The organism is Arthrobacter woluwensis (assembly GCF_030816155.1).
Lineage (GTDB): Bacteria > Actinomycetota > Actinomycetes > Actinomycetales > Micrococcaceae > Arthrobacter_E > Arthrobacter_E woluwensis_A.
Genome location: NZ_JAUSXR010000001.1, coordinates 3,324,680 through 3,341,594 on the forward strand (window position 1 = coordinate 3,324,680; position 16,915 = coordinate 3,341,594).

Here is a 16,915-nt window from a genome sequence, read left to right on the forward strand (position 1 = left end):
CGCGGCAGGCGAGGCCCGCGGCGTCCTAGAGCCCGCCGCGCTCCGGAACGGCCGCCGTCGCGCTGTGGATGGCGCGGAGGATCTTCGCCGGGAAGTAGACCGAGTAGAACACCACCATGGGCGCCTTCAGGGCGATCTTCTTGATGTTATGCGCCTTGTAGGTGCGGTCGAAGCGGGTCACGTAGTAGCTGTAGTCCCGGGGCGAATCCTCGAGGCGCCGCGCGGACATCCCCGAGACCATGGTGGGGACGTACTGGACGCGGAGGCTGTGCTCGGCCAGATGCAGTGAGAGATCGATGTCCTCGTGCATCTCGTCCTTCTCATCCAGGCACGTCTCGGAGCGGATGATCTCCCAGGCACTCTTGCGCAGGGCCATGTTGGAGCCGAAGAGGAAGTGGTACTCGTGGCGGGCCAGCCGCAGCATGAGCTGCCGCATCCGGTCGTCGGCCTTCTGGCCCCAGCGGCGCAGCGGCATGTCGTAGTAGAGCACGGGACCGGTGGCCGCCTGCACGGTGGGGTCCAGGAAGGCGTTCTGCACCTGTTCGACCCATTCGGGCTCCAGGACGGAGTCGGCGTCGATCCGGCCGAGCACTTCACCGCTGCCGTAGTCGAGCCCGGCATTGCGGGTGGGGATCAGCCCCTGGGCGTCATTCTGCGCGACCAGGTGGATGGGCGATTCGGGGTATTCCAGCTGCATGGAGCGGACGATCTCCGCCGTCCGGTCCGTGGACTTGTTGTCCACCACGATGATCTCGTGAGCGGGGGAACTCTGATAGATGGCCGCCGTCAGGCACTGGCGGATGACGCTTTCCTCGTTGTAGGCGGGGATCACGATCGACACACTGGGCCGGTTCACTCAGTCCTCGATTTCCAAAACACGGATGCGCCCGATGGGGCTTGATCCCCTCAAACATAGCAAGACGCCCCGCCGGCTGGTCTGCCGACGGGGCGTCTTGCGGTGAAACGTGGTGTGGAAGGCTACTTGCCGTCCGTGGAGTCCTTCACCTCGGAGGCGGCTTCATCGGCCTTGTCCTTGGCTTCCTCGACCTTCGCCTTGCCCGCTTCGGCGGTCTTCTGGCTGGCCTCGTGGATCTTCTCGGCTGCCCGGCGTGCCGTGGTGCGGGCGCGTTCGCTGACATCGGAAGCGGAGCCGGAGACCTTCTCCGCGGTCTCCTCCACAGCGGCCTTGGCCTCCTTCACACCGGCTTCGGCGGCTTCGCCGGTCTTCTCCGCGACGTGCTGGGCCTTGGAGGCGACCTTCTCACCGGCGTCCTTGACGGCCTCGACGACGGCGGGTGCGCTGTGTGCGGGGCCGGAGGACTGGGCAGGGCGGTCCTGAGGACGGTCCGCCGGGACCTTCCACGGATCCTGCGTGGGGCGCGAGGCCTTCCAGACGGCCACGCCGGCCGCGACCGCGGCGCCGATCACCGCGACGACCAGAAGGCCCTTCTTCTTGCCCTTCTTCGGCTTGGCCAGCTGCTGGTTCGCGGCTTCCGCGGCGGCCGAGGCGATCTGGCGACCCTGCTGGCCGAGTTCGGAGGCCTGCTCCTGCAACTGGTTGACCACGGGGGAATCGGCGAAGCGGCGGGCAACGGCGTCGATCTGCTCCGGAGCCTGCTCCAGGCCGTGATGGACGGCGTCGGAGGCCTTGCCGAGCTGCTCCGAGATCAGGGGAAGGTATTCACCCACCACCTTGTCCCGGGCGGTGGCGAGAGCCGGGGTGGTCTTGTCCAGGGCTTCCTGGATCCGCGGGCTGGCCTCCTCCACGGCGTCGTGGATCTTGGGGCCGAGGTGGGCCAGGCCCTCCTGAAGGCGGGGGGTCACGGTCGCGACGCCGTCGGCCAGGTTGTGGGCCGCGCTCTTGAGGCCGTCCTGGATCTTCGGCGAGGCCGTTTCGATGCCCTGCTGGATGCGGGGAACAGCCCAGTTCACGGCGGCTTCGACACGCGGCGCCGCCCAGTCACGGGCCTGTTCGATGCCCTGCGTCACGCCCTGCTCAAGGTCCCGTGCGGAATTGACGGTCTTTTTCATGGTGCCTCCTAGCATCAACACTTCCTGTGGAGTGAAGCCCGTCAGTCCCATGACGGCGACCGGCAGGCACTCTGCAGTGCTTGGTGTCCTTAGCAATCAGCCTAGTTGCATTTCCTGATGTGCGGCTATGTGGAATGTATCGCGGCGCAAGATTTCACCCACCGCAGAACCCGGCCCGCGTCCAGGACCCCTTCAGCGCTGCGTGGGAGAATCGGGGGTATGAGTATTGCAACCGCCAAGGCAACCATCCACACCAACCAGGGCGACATCGTCGTCAACCTCTTCGGCAACCATGCGCCCAAGACGGTCAAGAACTTCGTCGGTCTCGCCACCGGCGAGCAGGCCTGGACCCACCCGGAGACGGGCGAGGACAAGACCGGCACCCCGCTGTACGACGGAACGATCTTCCACCGCATCATCAAGGACTTCATGATCCAGGGCGGCGATCCCCTCGGCCGCGGCGTCGGCGGCCCCGGCTACCGCTTCGATGACGAGATCCACCCCGAGCTGAACTTCAACGAGCCCTACAAGCTCGCCATGGCCAACGCCGGCATCCAGATGGGCCAGGGCACCAACGGTTCCCAGTTCTTCATCACCACCATCCCCACCACCTGGCTGCAGGGCAAGCACACCATCTTCGGTGAGGTGGCTGACGAGGAGTCCCGCAAGGTCGTCGACGCGATCGAGGGCGTCCGCACCGGCATGGGCGACCGTCCGGTCGAGGACGTGGTCATCAAGAGCATCGAGATCGAGCAGCTCTAAGACCGCATGAGTTACGGAACCCCGGCGGCCGGACCGGTCCCTGTCTGTCCACGCCACCCTGACCGAGTCTCCTATGTGAGCTGCCAGCGCTGTGGCCGGCCGGCCTGCCCGGAATGCCAGAGGCCGGCGGCCGTCGGGGTTCAATGCGTCGATTGCGTCCGTGAGGCGCAGGCGACGGCGCCGCGCGTGCGCGGTGCTTTCGGCGGGGCCGTGGCCTCCGGCCGCCCCGTGGTCACCTGGGGGATCATCGCCGTGTGCGTGGCGGTCTACGCCCTGCAGTGGCTGATCCCCGGGGACTTCATCTTCCAGAATTTCGCGTTCGCGAACATCTACGCGGGCTCCGAGCCGTGGCGCATGCTCACCTCGGCCTTCCTGCACTCACAGGGCAACATCCTGCATCTCGCCCTGAACATGTACACCCTGTGGATCTTCGGCCAGGCCCTGGAACCGCTGCTCGGGCGAGCGCGCTACCTGGCCCTGTATCTCATCTCTGCGGTGGGCGGATCCGTGGGCTATCTCCTGCTGACCCCCTGGCTGCCGGTGGTGGGCGTCGTCGGCGCCTCGGGTGCGATCTTCGGCCTCTTCGGCGCCATGCTGCTGGTCCAGCGCCGTCGAGGCGGGCCCATGACGCAGTTGTGGGTGCTGCTCGCGATCAACCTGGCCTTCGGCTTCCTGGTGTCCGGGATCGCCTGGCAGGCCCACCTGGGCGGCCTGGTCACGGGAGCGGCGTGCGCGGCCGTCCTCGTGGGCACCGGACGCTCCCAGCGGGCACCGCTGTGGCAGTGGCTCGGACTGGGCCTGGTCACCGTGGTTCTGGTGCTTCTGACCATGTGGAAGGACGGCGCTCTGGCGCTCTCGTAATCCACAGGGGTTGTCCACAGTGTTAATAAGTTACAGCCCTGTAGTTCAGGAGGCTCCGGACCGGGATTGAGCCGGACTCCATGAAATCCCCAGATGTTATCCACCCCTGTGGATAACATCTGGGGATTTTTTTGTGGATTTGTGGGCGAGGACGTCATCGGGGTCCTGCGCCTGTGGGCGCGCTACGGCGCGATCCGGTGGGGCGACGGCCCCGGGGGCAACCGGGCTGGCAGGACCCACGGGGTATCCGGACGGTTTGTCCACAGGAGATGTCCACAGCTGTGGCTTTCTGTGGAACGGTCTATGACGCATCATCGAACCCGGATCCCCGCCATGGCGGCTCGGAGCGAGGTTTCCCACAGTTTCTATCCACACCTGTGGATAACTCCGTCATCCTCTATGCAGAGGGTGTGTGTAACCCAGAGTGGACGCTCACTTAGGACGACGGCGGTGACGGCTGGGTGGCGCAGGAGGAGATTGCGACGGCTCAGAAGGCCGCGGCGAGTTCCGTGCCTTCGCGGATGGCGCGCTTGGCGTCGACCTCCGCGGCGAGGGCCGCTCCGCCGATCACATGGACGCTCTGTCCGCGACGCTCCAGTTCCCCGGCCAGCGAGTTCACGGACTCCTGCCCGGCGCAGATCACCACGCTGTCCACCTCGAGGACGCGCGGATCCTTCCGCTCGGCGCCGAAGCTGAGGTGCAGGCCGGCGTCGTCGATCTTCTCGTAGTTGACGCCGCTCAGCTGCACCACGCCCTTGGCCTTCAGGGAGGCTCGGTGCACCCACCCGGTGGTCTTGCCCAGTCCTGCGCCGATCTTGCCCTCACGGCGCTGCAGCAGGTACACGGTGCGGGGGCTGGGCTGGTGTTCGGGGCGGCGCAGGGCGCCCGGGGCGTCGGGGTCGGTGCTGACGCCCCATTCGCGGCGCCACAGGTCCAGATCCAGGCTCGGCGACTCCTGATGGGTGAGGAACTCGGAGACGTCCACCCCGATGCCGCCCGCCCCGATCACGGCCACGCGGGACCCGGCCTGGCGGGCGCCCCGGACGAGCTCCGCGTAGCTCATGACGCTGGGGTGCTCGATTCCCGGAATGGCCGGCATGCGGGGTTCGACGCCGGTCGCCACGACGACCTCGTCGAAGGCGCCCGCCAGTTCCTGAGCCGTGGCCCGCTCGTTGAGGCGCACCTCCACGTCCAGCAGCTCCAGCCTCCGCGTGTAGTACCGCAGGGTTTCGGTGAACTCCTCCTTGCCGGGGATGCGCTGGGCGATGCCGAACTGGCCCCCGATCGTGTCTCCCGCTTCGAAGAGCGTCACGGAGTGCCCGCGTTCGGCGGCCGTCACCGCGGTGGCGAGTCCGGCCGGCCCGGCACCGACGACGGCGACGCGCTTGCGGAGCACGGTCGGCCCCAGGGTGAGGGTGAGTTCGCGGCCCGCCCGGGGATTGACCAGGCAGCTGACCTTGCGGCCCGAGAAGGCGTGGTCGAGGCACGCCTGGTTGCAGCCGATGCACGTGTTGATCTCGTCCACACGACCGGTCGCCGCCTTGAGCGACCACTCCGGATCGGCCAGCATCGGACGCGCCAGCGAGACCGCCTGAATGCCGGTCCCGGCCAGGATCTCCTCCGCGACGGCCGGCATGTTGATGCGGTTCGACGCTGCCACGGGGATGGTCACGGCCTTGGCGACCACCTCGGTGAATTCGGTGAACGCGGCGCGCGGCACCGAGGTGACGATCGTGGGGACGCGGGATTCATGCCAGCCGATGTCCGTGGTGATCATCCCGGCGCCGGCCGCTTCGAGTTCGCGCGCCAGGTCCAGGATCTCCTCCTGGGTCTGGCCCTGCGGGACCAGGTCCGCCATGGAGAGCCGGAACAGGACCATGAAACCGTCCCCGACCGCCGCGCGGATCCGGCGCACGATCTCCACCGGCACACGACGCCGCGCGGCCGGACTCCCGCCCCACTCATCGGTGCGCTGGTTGCTGAGCGAGCTGAGGAACTGGTTGATGAAGTAACCCTCCCCGCCCATGATCTCGACGCCGTCGTACCCTGCGGCCTGGGCCAGCCGCGCACAGCGGACGAAGCCGTCGATCTGGCGCTCGACGCCGCGGGAACTGAGGGCGCGGGGCGTGAACGGGGTGATGGGCGCTTTGAGCCGCGACGGCGCGACGATGAGCGGGTGGTGGCCGTAGCGGCCGGCGTGCAGGATCTGCAAGGCGATGCGGCCGCCGTCGCGGTGGACCGCCTCCGTGACGGTTCTGTGGGCGCCGAGCTGGCGGCGGGAGGTGAGGCTGGATCCGAACGGTGAGAGCCATCCACTGAGCGTCGGGGCGTAACCGCCGGTCACGATCAGCCCGGCGCCACCGCGGGCGCGCTCGGCGTAGAAGGCCGCGAGGGCGTCCGCGTCCTTGCGGTGGTCCTCGAGTCCCGTGTGCATGGAACCCATGATGATGCGGTTCTTCAGCCGGACGCCGTCGACGGTGAGCGGGCTGAACAGCAGGGGGAAGGCCTCGGCCTGGGAACTGTGGTTCACGCCACTATGTTACTCGTCAGTAACATGTTTGGCCAAGGGGGCCCGGTGCTTTTTCCACAGCTTGTCCCCACTGTGGGTAACTTACACCTGTGTAAGTCAGGGTGCCGGAAATGCGGGGATCGGGCGGCGGGCGGGGCGGAGAGCAGGTTTTCCTACAGAAATATCCCCACTGTGGATAACTTTCCTGTGGTGTTGTGGACGAGCCGTTGAAATCCCGGTCCGCCGGGCCTGGAGCACTCAGAGGAGGACCTGCCCGGGAAACGAGACCCGGAAAACGAGAAAGGACCCGCCCCCGGTGGGGACGGGTCCTGACAGCAGGGCCGGAGTGGTTCAGGACCGCCAACGGGTGGTCATGAGGAACCCGACCAGGAGCAGACCGAAGCCGACGCCGATGTTCCAGCCGCTCAGGGCCGGGATCGGCAGGAGGCCGCTGGAGATGTAGAAGGTCATGATCCAGAGCAGGCCGAGGATCATGAGTCCGAACATGACCACCTTGTACCAGGTGGGGGTCGGCTTGATCGCCTTGCCCTGGGTGGCGGCGGCCGGGCGGGACACGCGGCGTCGCTGTTTCGACTCAGGCATGGGGCTCCTCCATTGGTGTTAAGCGGACGACCAGCCGGTCTTGATATCCTGCTGGGACACGCTGGACCGGCCGCGGACGCCGGGGCGCAAGCGGTTCAGACTCCAATGGTAGCCGCTGGAACCCTGGCCGATCTGAGCGTGTGCCGTCAAGGACCTGAGGGTCCAGCGAAGAGGAGGCTCCGGTGCGCAAAGTCATCCAGGTGGTGGGTGAGCTCCTCATGACCGCGGGACTGGTCCTTCTGCTGTTCGTCGGCTGGGACCTCTGGTGGACGAACGTGACGGCCGATCATCAGCAGGAACAGGCAGTCCAGAGCTTCACCCGGCAGTTCACCCCGCCCGCGGCCCCGCCGGCCGGCGCCGGTGCCCGCGACTACGGCACCCCCCGCGTGGCCCAGGCGCAGCCCCATGGTGAGATGCTCGGCGTCGTCTATGTGCCGCGTTTCGGCGCCGACTACTCCCGCCCCCTTATCCAGGGCACGAGCCAGGACGTCCTGGACACCCTGGGGCTCGGCCACTATGACAAGACCGCCATGCCCGGCGCCGGTGGGGAACTTCGCCCTGGCCGGGCACCGGCAGACCCACGGCTCGGTGCTGGACAACATCCACCTGCTGCAGCCCGGTGACAAGATCTACGTCCAGACCCGTGAAGGCTTCTACACCTACGTGTACCGCAACACCGAGATCGTCCTGCCGAACCGGGTGGACGTGATCCTCCCGGTTCCCACGATCCCCGGGGCCCAGCCGAAGGAGCGCCTGATGACCATGACGAGCTGCAATCCACGGTTCGGCTCCGCGGAGCGCATCATCGCCTACTCGGTGATGGAGAGCTGGCGCCCTCTGAGCGCGGGAGCTCCGCGGGAGATCGCACCGCTCGTGGCCAAGGTTTCGGGAAAGGGCTGACCGCATGTACTCCTGGATCTTCCGCCATCTTCCCGGGCCGCTCTGGCTCAGGATCCTCCAGACCCTGATCCTCGTGGCCGTGGCCCTGTTCCTCATGGTCCAGTTCCTCTTCCCCTGGATGGCCCAGTTCACCTCCTTCACCGACTCGACGATTGGTTCCGCGCAACGCCCATGAGCACTTCAATCCTGGTCATCGACAATTACGACAGCTTCGTCTACACCCTGGTGGGCTACCTCCAGGAACTCGGCGCCGACACCACGGTGGTGCGCAATGACGACGTCTCGCTCGAGGAAGCCATCGAGCTGGCTGCCGTCCGCGACGGCGTCCTGGTCTCCCCCGGCCCCGGCAACCCGGCGGGCGCCGGCGTGTGCATCGAGCTGATCAAGTGGTGCGGCGAGCACGCCAAGCCGATGCTCGGTGTCTGCCTGGGCCACCAGGCCCTCGCCGAGGCCTACGGCGGGACCGTCTCCCACGCCCCGGAGCTGATGCACGGGAAGACCTCGCAGGTGGAGCACGGGACGGATCCGCTCTTCGCCGACGTGCCGTCGCCGTTCACGGCCACCCGCTACCACTCGCTCGCCGCGGAGAACGACTCCATCCCCGCCGAGCTCGAGGTCACCGCGCAGACCGCCAACGGCGTCATCATGGCCCTGCGCCACCGCACCGCGCCCCTCTGCGGTGTCCAGTTCCACCCCGAGTCCGTCCTCACCGAGGGCGGCTACCAGATGCTCGGGAACTGGCTCGAGTCGCTCGGGCTGACGGGGGCCGCCGCCAAGGCGTCCACCCTGTCGCCGCTGATCCGGAAGTAACGCGGTCTACGGGACCCGCACACGGAAGAGCCCCCAGAACCGGATGGTTCTGGGGGCTCTTCCGTGTCTGCTTTCGTGTCGGCTGCTAGTGCGCGACGGCGACGGGGCGGCGGGAGCATCAGCCGCCGTCGGCCGTCGGCTTCCCGCTCGGGGTGGCGGACGGGGTGCTGCTCGGCGTGGGCGGCGGCGTGGGTTTGCGGGCGACCGTCAGCAGCACGGTGCCGCCCTGATCGATCCGCTCCTTGGCCGCCACGCTCTGACCGGTGACCTGGCCCGCGGGAACCACCGAGTTGTCCTTCTCCTCGACGCGGACCTGCAGGCCCAGGCCCTCCAGGACGGTGGTGGCCTGGTCCACGGTCTGGCCCCGTAGCTCCGGCACCTCGACCTTGCCCGTGGAGACGATGATCTGCACCGCGCCGTTGACCGACACCGTCTGACCGGAGGCCGGCTTGGTGGCGATGACCTGATTGGCCGGGACGGTGGCGCTGTCCGCGAAAATCGTCTCCGGCGTGCTCTTGAGCCCTGCGGCGCGCAGGATGTCCCGGACGGCGGCCTCGCTCTGCCCCTGAAGCTTGTCCGGGATCTGCACGGCAGTGGGGCCTGCGGACACCACGAGCTTCACGTCCCGGTTGACCTCGATCATCTCCCCTTCCCGGGGATCCGTCTCGATGGCCGTGCCTTCCGGGACGGTCGAACTCGCCACATGGGCCACCTTCGGCTGGAGATGCGCGTCGTAGAGCTTCTGCATGGCCGCCGACTCATTCAGCTGCGCCACGGCCGGGACCGCGACCAGTTCGGGCGCGATCGGCCGGGTGAGCCAGCTGTAGATCCCGAAGCCGGCGCCGCCCAGCACCATGAGTACGAAGATCCAGATGGTGACCATGAGACCCCGGCGATGACGGCGATGCTTGCGCTGGGCCTGCTGCACCTCGGGCAGGTTCCGGATCTCCGGCAGGAGCACGCGGAGCTGGTCCTGCGTCAGCGTGAGGGCGTCCTCGGCCGTGCCGTAGGGGGCAGGCGTGGCGTCCGCGGCAGCTTCGGCTCCGTGCCCGGCGCCATGTTCCGGAACCTGGGCCAGGGCTGTGGTGGACTCGCCGGTCTGGCCTGCCGCGGCGCGGTGACGCGCCGTCGTCGGCTGCTCGACGGCGGCCGTGAGCGCATCCGCCGGGACGGCCACGAGGTTCGCCGCGGTGGAGTCCTGGGGTGCGTCGTGCACGGCCACACCTCCGAGGGCGGCGCGCAGGGCGCGCCGGAAGGCCGCGGCGTCGACGAAACGGTCCTCCCGCTTCTTCCGCATGGCCTTGGCCACCACGGAGTCCAGAGCCCCGCTGACCTCGGGATTGAGCTTGCTGGGCGGCACCGCGATGCCCTGGACGTGCTGATACGCCACGGAGACGGGGCTGTCGCCCTGGAACGGCGGTTTGCCGGTCAGCAGTTCGTAGAGCAGGCAACCGGCCGAGTAGAGGTCGCTGCGGGCGTCCACGGTCTCGCCGAGGGCCTGTTCCGGGGAGAGGTACTGAGCGGTGCCGACCACGGCCTGGGTCTGGGTCATGGTGGCCGAGGAGTCCGTGACGGCCCGGGCGATGCCGAAGTCCATCACCTTGACCCGGCCGGAGTCGCTGCGGACCATGACGTTGCCGGGCTTGATGTCGCGGTGCACGATCCCGGCTTTGTGGCTGTACTCCAGTGCCGTGAGCACTCCGAGGGTGTACTCCACGGCCTGATCGAGGGAGATTTCCCCGGCCTTCAGGAGGTCCTTGAGCGTCTCGCCCTGGACGATCTCCATGACGATGTACGGGGCTTTCACGCCGTCCACGCCGTCGCCCTGAAGCTCTTCGCCGGAGTCGTAGACGGCCACGATCGAGGCGTGGTTCAGGCCCGCCACCGATTGCGCCTCACGCCGGAACCGCGCCAGGAACTGAGGGTCCCGGGCAAGATCCGCACGCAGGATTTTCACCGCGACATCCCGGCCCAGGCGCAGGTCTGTGCCTCGGTACACGTCGGCCATGCCGCCGCGACCGATCAGATCGCCGAGTTCGTAACGTCCGTTGAGGACGCGTGTGCCGGTGGACAGGTGAAACTCCTAACTGCTGGGAAGAGCCGCTCGGTGCGGCCAGGACTCAGGGAGTGGGCGAGCCGGAGGGCTTGGGAGTCGGGGTGGTGGGCGGCTCGGGAGCGGTGATGGTGAACGTCACCGTGCTGCCCTTGGCCACCTCGGTGCCCGACGGCGGGTTGAACGTCACAGTGCCGGAGGACACCGAACCGGAGCCCGCCTGCGGGACGAGACCGGCGTTGGTGAGCGCCTGGCGGACCTGTGCGTCCGTGACCGTGCCGTTCAGGTTCGGAACAGCGACCATCTCCGGGCCCTTGGAATAGGTGACCGTGACTGTGTCGCCCTTGGCGACCGGGCCGGACGGGTTGACGTCGATGACGGTGCCGGCGGTCTCCTTATTGGTCACCTCGTTTCCCTTGACTTGCAGACCGAGGGCGATGAGCTCATTGCGGACCGTGGCGTAGTCCCGGCCGTTGTACGCGTCCGGGATGATGTTGACGGTGTCCGGGGTGGACGGCGTCTCGCTCGGCGTGGTGCTGGTGGTCGTCTCCGACGGCGTCTGGCTCGCCGTGGTGACGGCGGTGCTGGGCGGCGTGACCGGAGCGCTGGAGGTGCCTGACTTCGGGCTGAAGAAGCCGGCCGAACTCAGCCACACACCGAGGAAGATCAGGGCGGCCAGCACGGCGAGTATGATCAGCGGCCAGATCCAGGCGCTGCGCTTCTTCTCCTCGCGCTCCGGAGTCGGTTCCTCGTAGTCCTCTTCGTCGTCGGTCAGCCAGTTCCGTTCAGCCGTCAGCTGCTCCGGGGGGACGACCGGCAGGGCGGAGGTCGCCGTCGTCGCGCTCACGGGAGGGACCACCGTGGTGGCCGCCGTCTGCTGCACGTCCACGGGAGCCGTGATGGGGCCCGTGGTGGACTCGAACAGGAGCATGCCCGGAACGGCTCGGTGTGCCGCGTCGATGTCGCCGCGCCGAATGGCCTCGGCGGCGTCGGCGAGCTTGAGGGCGTCCGCCGGACGATTGGCCGGATCCTTGGCCAGCATGGACATCAGGAGGGCCCGGATGGGCTTCGCCAGAGAATCCGGAAGGGGCGGCGGCGCGTCATTGACCTGGGCGAGGGCGATCGCGATCTGCGATTCGCCGGAGAACGGACGGTGCCCCGTGAGGCACTCGTAGCCGATGATGCCCAGGGAGTAGATGTCGCTGGAACCCGTGGCCGTCTGGCCGGTGGCCTGCTCCGGCGCCAGGTACTGGGCGGTGCCCATGACCTGTCCGGTCTGGGTGAGCGGCACCTGGTCGGCCAGGCGCGCGATGCCGAAGTCGGTGATCTTCACGTTCCGGTCCGGCGTGATGAGCAGGTTGCCCGGCTTCACGTCACGGTGCACCAGGCCCTTCTCATGCGCGACGGCGAGGGCCCGCGCGGTCTGGGCGATGATGTTCAGCGTCAGGTCGGGGCTGAGGACGTGCTCGCGCTCGATGATGGTCGACAGCGGCTCACCCGGCACCAGTTCCATGACGAGGTAGGCGGAACCGCCCTCTTCGCCGTAGTCGAAGACGTTCGCGATGCCTTCGTGGTTCAGCAGCGCCGTGTGACGGGCCTCGTTGCGGAAGCGCTCGAGGAAACCGGGATCGCCCGTGTATTCCTCTTTGAGGATCTTGATGGCGACCGTGCGCCCCAGGACCTGGTCCTGCGCACTCCAGACCTCGCCCATGCCACCGATGGCAATGCGCGTGGTCAGGCGGTACCTCCCGCCGAGAGTGATTCCAGACGTTGGCCTCACTTGTTCAACACCGCCTCAAAGAGTTTCTTCGCGTTAGGACTGGTCAGTTGCGCTCCGGTGGCCGAGTTCACGCCGTGGAAGGCGAGGGTCACGACCACCTGGGGATTGTCCGCCGGGGCAAAACCGGTGAACCAGGAGTTGTTGTAGTCGTCCGCCGTGAGCTCGGCGGTGCCGGTCTTCGCCGCCACCTTGACCCCGGGGATCGCGGCCGGCGCGGCGAGACCGTTGTCCACCACGCCCACCATCCAGTCGGTGATCTGACGGGCGACCTCAGGGCTCGTGGCGGTCCGCAGCGGCTCGGGCTTGTACTCGGCGAGCACGCGCAGATCCGGGGCCCGGAGCGCCTTCACGAGTTGCGGCTTCATCTGCACCCCTCCGTTGGCGATGGCGCTGGTGAGCATGGAGATCTGCAGCGGCGTGACCTGGACGTTGTACTGGCCGATGGCCGACTGGGCCAGCTGCGGCTTGTCCAGATCAGTGGGGAAACGGCTCTGGGCGTACTGCAGGTCCAGCCGGTCGCCGAGGTCCTGGCCGATGCCGAAGTTCTTCGCCGTCTCCGCGATCTTCTTCTCGCCCAGGTCCAGTGCGATGCTGGCGAACGGGGTGTTGCAGGAGTTGGCCAGGGCGAAGTCGAATCCGGCCTTGTCCTTGGCGTAGCACTGGCCGCCGCGGTAGTTCGGCAGGGTGTACTGCAGACCTGGGAACGTGAGCTCAGCGGGGTTCGGCAGGACCGAATCCTTGGTGTACTTGCCCGATTCGAGGGCGGCCGCAGTGTCGACGAGCTTGAAGACCGAACCCGGAGCCATGAGCGCGCCCGTGGGACCGGAGACATTCTGGTAGAGGTTGATGCCCTTGGTCGCGTCCAGCTTGGCCTTGGCGGCCAGCGCGGCGTCGCTGTCCAGGGTGGCGACCGTGTTGGGGTCATAGGACGGCTTCGAGACCATGGCCAGGATCGCGCCGGTCTTGGGGTTCTGGACCACGGCGTAGCCTTCGATGTCATCCGGGAGGAGATCGTAGGCGAGCTTCTGGATCTTGGGGTCGATCGTCGTCTCGACGTTGGCGCCCTGCGGCTGCTTGCCGAGGAACAACTGGCGCACGCGCTCCAGGAACTGCTGGTCCGAGTCGCCGGTGAGGGCGCCGTTGAGTTCGCGCTCCAGGCCGGTGGATCCGGCGCTTCCATTGGTCGAGAAGTATCCGGTGATGCCCGCGTAGAGGGCCCCTCCCGGGTAGCTCCGCTTCGACTTGCAGGACTCGGTCCCGGGCACCGACTCCGCGATGGGCTGACCGCCCGCCAGGATGGTCCCGCGGTCGCTGCAGAGGTTCCGCTGGAGAGCGCGGTCATTCAGGGCGTTGGTGCTCAGGTCCTGGGCGCCGACCACCTGGATGTAGCTGACCGCGCCGAAGAGCAGGGCGAAGAGCGCCACGGTGGCGATCCACGCATTGCGGATGGACTGATTCACGAGTGCACCTCCTGACCGCTCTGTGCCGTCCCCAGGGCGGGCGTGGTGGGCCGCGACGGGGCTTCGGCCGTAGCCGAGGGGCCGGACACGGGAGCTTCACCGTCACGCAGCGGGCTGGTGTCGATGGGGCCGCGGGCCACATTGGAGATCATGAGCAGCAGGCCGGCGACGATCCAGTTGGCCAGCAGGGAGGAGCCACCGGCCGCGAGGAACGGGGTGGTCAGGCCGGTGAGCGGGATGAGGCGCGTGACGCCGCCGATGACCACGAAGCACTGGACCGCCATGACGAAGGACAGCCCGACGCCGAGCAGCTTGCCGAAGGAGTCCCGCGTGCCGAGCGCCGCGCGGAAGCCGCGGGTGATGAGCAGGAGGTAGAGCAGGATCATGGCGGACAGGCCGATCAGGCCGAGTTCCTCGCCGAACGAGGCGATGATCATGTCGCTGTTGGAGAACGGGACCCGGTTCGGCTGTCCCTGGCCGAGCCCGGTGCCGAACACGCCGCCGTCGGCCATGCCGAAGAGGCCCTGGACGATCTGATAGCTGCCGCCGAGATCGCGGTTGTAGATCTCAGGGTCGAAGGCATTGGACCAGCTCTCCATGCGGTACTTCACATGCGAGAACAGCTGGGACGCCACGATGCCGGCGACGGCGATGAGGACCACGCCGATGATGACCCAGCTGACGCGGCCGGTGGCCACGTAGATCATCACCATGAACAGGCTGAAGAACATGAAGGACGTTCCCATGTCCCGCTGCAGGACCAGGATGCCGATGCTGACGGCCCAGGCCGCGAGCATAGGTCCCATGTCCCGGAAACGGGGGAACTGGAGCTTGCCCACCTTGCGGCCGGCGAGCAGGATCAGGTCGCGGTTCACCGAGAGGTATCCGGCGAAGAAGATCGCCAGCGTGATCTTCGCGATCTCACCGGGCTGGAACGTGAACGGGCCGAGCTTGATCCACAGATTGGCGCCGTTGATCTCCCCGGCGGAGAGGCCGGGGACCAGCGGCAGGACCAGGAGGACGGCACTGGCAGCCAGGGAGATGTAGGTGAAACGGCGCAGCCGCCGGTGGTCCTTGAGGAACCAGATCAGCGCGATCGTGCACACGACGGCGATCAGCGTCCAGCGCAACTGGGTGTTGCCGACGTCGCTCTTGGGCCCGTCCAGCCGGTGGATCATGGCCAGGCCGAGGCCGTTCAGTGCGACCACGATCGGAAGAATGAACGGATCGGCATACTTTGCCCGGAGACGCAGCGTTATATGCACCGCGAGGGATGCGACGACCAGCAGGCTCGACTGGAACCAGAAGTCCTTGTTGAAGGAGTCCGGATTGTTGATGCCGACCATCACGCTCGCGCCGATCCCGACCAGGAGGGCGAGGACCAGGAGCACCAGTTCGATGTTGCGGCGGGACTTCACGACCGGCTGAGTGGCGGCGGCTGAACTCATCGGGCACCTCCACAGGCTGCGGGTGACGTGGCGGTGGCGGAGGGCGACGCCGAGCCGGACGGCTTCGGGCTCGCCGAGGAGCCGGGCTTGGGCGTGGCCGTGCCCGGGCTTGCCGAGACCTTGCCGCTCGGAACCGCCGACGGCGAAGGCGACCCCGTGGGGCACTGACGTTCGTCGAAGTCGTGGCCCAGGCTGAGGTTGCGGACCACCAGCTCGGCGTCCGGCAGATCACGGGCCGGGATGGTCTCCTTCACCCGCTGCTGGGAGAAGGACGGCAGACTGCTCACCTGGATCTCCGTCACGGAGTGCACGGTGGAGAGTTTGATGGGGCCCAATTGCTGGGAGACCCCGTTGTAGATGGCCACGCGGCCGTCCACTTCACCCACGTAATAGCGGGTCTGGGTCCAGGCGTACCCGAACCAGAGGCCCACGCCGAGGACGGCGGCCACCACAAGCGAGACGGCCCAGCGGAACCAGCGACGGCGCGGCCGTGCGGCGGGCGCGACGGCCTCCTCGTCGGTCTCCGCCTCCGGGCTCTCCTGCCGGTGCGTGAGCACGGTCGCCGCGCGCCGTGCGACGGCGCGGCCGGCGATGTTGGGGATCTTGCCCGTCTCGAGGGCCAGGGCGGCTGCTCCGACGAGTTCGTGGGGCCGGGCCTCCAGTTCCAGACGGAGGACCTCGGCCGTCAGGTGGGCGCCGAGGTTGGGGTCGGTACGGGTGTCCTCGGCGGGGGACGGGGTGAGGAGAACCGTGTTGATGCCTTCGGTGAAGGACGGGTCCGGGCCGGTTTTGCCGGACTTCTCGTCGGCGTCGGCGCCGGCTCCGGGAGCATCGGTGTCGTCGTCCACCGGCTCGGCCACTGCGGGAGCGGCGTCGGCAGCGGCGCTGTCCCCGGCTGCGGCGCCGGCGGCCCCGGCGGGTACTGCGGTGGACGCGGAGGCGTCGTCGGCGATGATGTCCAGGACGATCACGGTGACGTTGTCCGGGGAACCGGCGGCGAGCGTGAGTTCGATGAGCTGATCGGCGGCGCGGGCGACCGACGCGGTGCCGCGGACCACCGCCTCCACCATGTGGTGCGGGACGAAGTTCAGGCCGTCGGAGCAGAGGAGCCAGCGGTCGCCTTCGCGGGCCTCGAGTTCGTTGAGATCGAGTTCGGGGCTGGCGTCCACATCGCCCAGGACGCGCATGAGCACGTTCTTGTGCGGGTGGGTCTCGGCTTCCTCGGGCCGCAGCCGGCCCTCATCCACCAGGCGCTGAACGAACGTGTGGTCCACGCTGACCTGCTCGAAGGCGCCGTCACGGAGCCGGTAGGCGCGGGAATCGCCGATGTGGGCGTAGTTGAGCTTGCCGTCGGCCAGGAGCAGGGCCGTGACGGTGGTTCCCATGCCGGCCAGGAGCGGGTCGACATGGACGAGCTGCGAGAGGATCGAGTTCGCGGTCTGGATCTCGTCCGCGAGGACGGTGCCGGCGTCGCCGTCGTACTCGTCGTGATCCAGGTGGACCAGATCGAGCACGGTCGAGGCGGACGCGACGTTGCCGCCCGCGTGTCCGCCCATGCCGTCGGCCACCACGGCGAGGTGACGCCCCGCGTAGGCCGAGTCGTCGTTCTTGGCGCGCACGAGCCCCACATCTGATCGTGCGGCGTAGCGCATGACGAGATGCGGCCGGGTCCCCTCAGGGCCCAGCTCTGCGTTCTTC

13 protein-coding genes and 1 pseudogene are annotated in these 16,915 nt (G+C 67.9%); 5 read left to right on the forward strand and 9 right to left on the reverse strand.

Annotation, left to right across the window (positions count from 1 at the left end):
• Window positions 1-25: 25 nt before the first annotated feature.
• On the reverse strand, window positions 26-856 hold the full coding sequence (locus tag QFZ52_RS15285) for a glycosyltransferase (RefSeq protein WP_278267722.1): 831 nt from the start codon (window positions 854-856) through the stop codon (window positions 26-28).
• A 122-nt stretch (window positions 857-978) separates the two neighbouring features.
• Window positions 979-2,031 (reverse strand): hypothetical protein, encoded by a 1,053-nt coding sequence (locus tag QFZ52_RS15290; protein WP_307498468.1) that lies wholly within the window; start codon window positions 2,029-2,031, stop codon window positions 979-981.
• 219 nt (window positions 2,032-2,250) lie between these two features.
• On the opposite strand from QFZ52_RS15290, the gene QFZ52_RS15295 reads away from it, so the two are divergent.
• Window positions 2,251-2,793, forward strand: a complete 543-nt coding sequence (locus QFZ52_RS15295) for a peptidylprolyl isomerase (protein WP_066213542.1) — start codon at window positions 2,251-2,253, stop codon at window positions 2,791-2,793.
• A gap of 6 nt (window positions 2,794-2,799) precedes the next feature.
• On the forward strand, window positions 2,800-3,654 hold the full coding sequence (locus QFZ52_RS15300; protein WP_307498471.1) for a rhomboid family intramembrane serine protease: 855 nt from the start codon (window positions 2,800-2,802) through the stop codon (window positions 3,652-3,654).
• 487 nt (window positions 3,655-4,141) lie between these two features.
• On the opposite strand, the gene QFZ52_RS15305 is transcribed toward QFZ52_RS15300, so the two are convergent.
• Together QFZ52_RS15305 and QFZ52_RS15310 are read right to left on the reverse strand one after the other, a co-directional pair.
• Window positions 4,142-6,184 (reverse strand): NADPH-dependent 2,4-dienoyl-CoA reductase, encoded by a 2,043-nt coding sequence (locus QFZ52_RS15305; RefSeq protein ID WP_307498472.1) that lies wholly within the window; start codon window positions 6,182-6,184, stop codon window positions 4,142-4,144.
• 330 nt (window positions 6,185-6,514) lie between these two features.
• Window positions 6,515-6,766: a cell division protein CrgA gene (locus QFZ52_RS15310; protein WP_307498473.1), complete on the reverse strand. Its 252-nt coding sequence runs from the start codon at window positions 6,764-6,766 to the stop codon at window positions 6,515-6,517.
• A gap of 182 nt (window positions 6,767-6,948) precedes the next feature.
• Here QFZ52_RS15310 and QFZ52_RS15315 point away from each other — a divergent pair.
• From QFZ52_RS15315 to QFZ52_RS15325, 3 genes and pseudogenes are all read left to right on the forward strand, one after another.
• Window positions 6,949-7,666, forward strand: a pseudogene (locus QFZ52_RS15315) (class E sortase).
• 4 nt (window positions 7,667-7,670) lie between these two features.
• Complete coding sequence (locus tag QFZ52_RS15320; protein ID WP_169795514.1) at window positions 7,671-7,841, forward strand: hypothetical protein; 171 nt, start codon at window positions 7,671-7,673, stop codon at window positions 7,839-7,841.
• The gene (locus QFZ52_RS15325; RefSeq protein ID WP_307498474.1) at window positions 7,838-8,476 is read left to right on the forward strand and encodes an anthranilate synthase component II; all 639 of its coding nucleotides are present in this window, start codon (window positions 7,838-7,840) and stop codon (window positions 8,474-8,476) included. The genes QFZ52_RS15320 and QFZ52_RS15325 overlap by 4 nt, the downstream gene beginning before the upstream one ends.
• A 118-nt stretch (window positions 8,477-8,594) precedes the next feature.
• On the opposite strand, the gene pknB is transcribed toward QFZ52_RS15325, so the two are convergent.
• From pknB to QFZ52_RS15350, 5 genes are read right to left on the reverse strand one after another with little or no spacing between them, the layout of a single operon-like run.
• Complete coding sequence (gene pknB / locus QFZ52_RS15330; protein WP_307498735.1) at window positions 8,595-10,550, reverse strand: Stk1 family PASTA domain-containing Ser/Thr kinase; 1,956 nt, start codon at window positions 10,548-10,550, stop codon at window positions 8,595-8,597.
• A 46-nt stretch (window positions 10,551-10,596) separates the two neighbouring features.
• A complete protein-coding gene (locus QFZ52_RS15335; protein WP_307498475.1) occupies window positions 10,597-12,309 on the reverse strand; it encodes a protein kinase domain-containing protein in 1,713 nt (570 codons plus the stop codon).
• The gene (locus QFZ52_RS15340) at window positions 12,306-13,769 is read right to left on the reverse strand and encodes a peptidoglycan D,D-transpeptidase FtsI family protein (RefSeq protein ID WP_307498476.1); all 1,464 of its coding nucleotides are present in this window, start codon (window positions 13,767-13,769) and stop codon (window positions 12,306-12,308) included. Before QFZ52_RS15340 ends, QFZ52_RS15335 begins: the two co-directional genes overlap by 4 nt.
• Window positions 13,766-15,217, reverse strand: coding sequence for an FtsW/RodA/SpoVE family cell cycle protein (locus QFZ52_RS15345; RefSeq protein ID WP_307498478.1), 1,452 nt, complete (start codon window positions 15,215-15,217; stop codon window positions 13,766-13,768). Before QFZ52_RS15345 ends, QFZ52_RS15340 begins: the two co-directional genes overlap by 4 nt.
• Entirely contained in the window at window positions 15,214-16,869 is a 1,656-nt protein-coding gene (locus QFZ52_RS15350; protein ID WP_307498736.1) for a PP2C family protein-serine/threonine phosphatase, read from the reverse strand. Before QFZ52_RS15350 ends, QFZ52_RS15345 begins: the two co-directional genes overlap by 4 nt.
• Between the last annotated feature and the right edge of the window lie 46 nt (window positions 16,870-16,915).